This is a genomic window from Streptomyces sp. NPDC046860 (assembly GCF_040645115.1).
GTDB lineage: Bacteria > Actinomycetota > Actinomycetes > Streptomycetales > Streptomycetaceae > Streptomyces.
The window spans coordinates 1-2,839 of record NZ_JBEYXQ010000039.1 but is presented as its reverse complement, the minus strand read 5'-3'; the positions used below and the strand labels follow the sequence as shown (position 1 = coordinate 2,839).

Genomic DNA, 2,839 nt, shown 5'->3' with positions numbered 1-2,839 from the left:
CCCGGTTCGTCAACCGGCGCCACCTCTACCCCGCCCTTTCCCCGGCGCAGCTCGCCGTCCAATATTTCATAGCGGTTTTTTTTCTTGGCCCCGAGCCACTTCAGCCGACGGCACCCGATGCCGTCCGCGCCGCCGGCCTCACCGTCGTACGCGGCACCCGCACCGTCCTCCACGACCTCGGCTTCACCGTCCCCCGAGGCCGGATCACCGGCCTGCTCGGCCCCTCCGGCTGCGGCAAGTCCACCCTGATCCGCTCGATCACCGGCACCCAGGCCAAGGTCTCCGGCACCCTCGAAGTCCTCGGCAGCCCCGCCGGCCACCCCACCCTGCGCAGCCGCATCGGCTACGTCACCCAGGCCCCCTCGGTCTACGACGACCTCACCGTCCGCCAGAACCTCGACTACTTCGCCGCGATCCTCGACCCGGGCCGCGCGGCAGCCGACCGGCGCCACGAGCACGTCACCCGCGCCATCGCCGACGTCGACCTCACCGGCCGCGCCGACGCCCTCGCCGGCAACCTCTCCGGCGGCCAGCGCAGCCGCGTCTCCCTCGCCGTCGCCCTGCTCGGCACCCCCGACCTGCTCGTCCTCGACGAACCGACCGTCGGCCTCGACCCCGTGCTCCGCCGCGACCTGTGGAACCTCTTCCACGAACTCGCCGGACGCGGCACCACCCTGCTCGTCTCCTCCCACGTCATGGACGAGGCCGAGCGCTGCCACCGCCTCCTCCTCATGCGCGAGGGCCGCGTCCTCGCCGAGGACACACCCGACGACCTGCGCACCCGCACCGCCACCGAGACCGTCGAGGACGCCTTCCTGCGACTCGTGGACGAGGCCGCCGACCGCACCGAGGAGCCGATCCGATGAGCACCACGACCCCGGCGGCGTTCAGCCCCGCCCGCACCAACGCCACCGCCGCCCGCGTACTGCGCCAGCTCCGCCACGACCCGCGCACCATCGCCCTGATGGTCCTCGTCCCGTGTCTGATGCTGGTCCTGCTGCGCTACGTCTTCGACGCCAGCCCGCGCACCTTCGACAACATCGGTGCCTCGCTGCTCGGGATCTTCCCGCTGATCACGATGTTCCTGGTGACCTCCATCGCCACCCTGCGCGAACGCACCTCCGGCACCCTCGAACGCCTCCTCGCCATGCCCCTGGGCAAGGCCGACCTCATCGCCGGATACGCGCTCGCCTTCGGCACGGTGGCCGTCGTCCAGTCCGCGCTCGCCACCGGACTCGCCGTCTGGCTCCTCGGCCTGGACGTCACCGGCTCCCCCTGGCTGCTCCTGCTGGTCGCCCTGCTGGACGCGCTGCTCGGCACGGCCCTCGGCCTCTTCGTCTCGGCCTTCGCGGCCTCGGAATTCCAGGCGGTCCAGTTCATGCCGGCGGTGATCTTCCCCCAGCTCCTCCTGTGCGGCCTCTTCACGCCCCGCGCGGACATGCACCCGGCACTGGAGGCCGTCTCCGACGTCCTGCCGATGTCCTACGCCGTCGACGGGATGAACGAGGTCCTCCACCACACCGAGCTGACCTCGGCCTTCGTCCGGGACGTCCTGATCGTCGCCGGATGCGCGCTCCTGGTCCTCGCCCTGGGCGCGGCCACCCTGCGCCGCCGGACCGACTGAGAGCCGCGTCCGCCCACCGGACGATCCCCCCACACGCCGTGACGCCGGTGCGAGGATGAAGCGCATGAGCCAGAAAGTCGCAGTCCTCGGCACCGGCAAGATCGGCGAAGCCCTGCTCAGCGGGATGATCCGGGGCGGCTGGGCGCCCGCGGACCTCCTGGTCACCGCCCGCCGCCCGGAACGCGCCGAAGAACTCCGTGCCCGGCACGGAGTCACCCCGGTCACCAACACCGAGGCGGCCAAGACCGCCGACACCCTGATCCTCACGGTCAAGCCGCAGGACATGGGCACCCTCCTGGACGAACTCGCCCCGCACGTCCCCGCCGACCGCCTGGTCATCAGCGGCGCCGCGGGCATCCCCACCTCGTTCTTCGAGGAGCGTCTCGCCGAGGGCACCCCGGTCGTACGCGTCATGACCAACACCCCGGCCCTGGTCGACGAGGCGATGTCCGTCATCTCGCCGGGCAGCCACGCCACCGAGGACCACCTGAGCACCGCCGAGGAGATCTTCGGTGCCGTCGGTCAGACGCTCCGCGTGCCCGAGGGGCAGCAGGACGCGTGCACCGCGCTCTCCGGCTCGGGCCCGGCGTACTTCTTCTACCTGGTCGAGGCCATGACCGACGCGGGCATCCTGCTCGGCCTGCCCCGCGACAAGGCCCACGAGCTGATCGTCCAGTCCGCGATCGGCGCCGCCACCATGCTGCGCGACAGCGGCGAGCACCCGGTCAAGCTCCGCGAGAACGTCACCTCGCCGGCCGGTACGACCATCAACGCCATCCGCGAGCTGGAGAACCACGGCGTACGTGCCGCCCTCATCGCGGCCCTGGAGGCGGCGCGCGACCGCAGCCGCGAGCTGGCCTCCGGCAAGAAGGACTGACCTCGCCCGAAGAACTGTGCGGAGGGGGGTTGACACCCCCTCTCCGGATGCGTAATGTACTCCGAGCTGTCCGACGTGAGCGCCGACTCCGGTCGGTCCCCGGACGGCCATCTCGCAAGGCCAACCACCATCGACACTCAGCTGTCGCATGCTCTGGTGCGCATTTGCGAAATGAGGAATCCGCGTTCGAAAGAGCGAGGCCCCCGATTAGCTCGGGAGCCGGGAATCCGCTAAAGTCTCACTCGTCGGAACGGCCCAGCGGGCCGGGAAGACAACCCCCTCTGACTGGGAATCAGACGCCGAAAGGATCTGATAGAGTCGGAACCGCCGGAAAGGGA

At 70.7% G+C, this 2,839-nt stretch carries 3 protein-coding genes; all 3 read left to right on the top strand.

Annotated features, from left to right (window positions below; translation table 11 throughout):
• Positions 1-68 precede the first annotated feature (68 nt).
• The 3 genes from ABZ898_RS29560 to proC all read left to right on the top strand — a co-directional run bounded on the left by ABZ898_RS29560 (position 69) and on the right by proC (position 2,501).
• Positions 69-866: an ABC transporter ATP-binding protein gene (locus ABZ898_RS29560; RefSeq protein WP_361665432.1), complete on the top strand. Its 798-nt coding sequence runs from the start codon at positions 69-71 to the stop codon at positions 864-866.
• Complete coding sequence (locus tag ABZ898_RS29555; protein ID WP_361665430.1) at positions 863-1,624, top strand: ABC transporter permease; 762 nt, start codon at positions 863-865, stop codon at positions 1,622-1,624. Before ABZ898_RS29560 ends, ABZ898_RS29555 begins: the two co-directional genes overlap by 4 nt.
• A 64-nt stretch (positions 1,625-1,688) precedes the next feature.
• Positions 1,689-2,501 (top strand): pyrroline-5-carboxylate reductase, encoded by an 813-nt coding sequence (proC, locus tag ABZ898_RS29550; RefSeq protein ID WP_361665428.1) that lies wholly within the window; start codon positions 1,689-1,691, stop codon positions 2,499-2,501.
• The last annotated feature ends 338 nt before the right edge of the window (positions 2,502-2,839 follow it).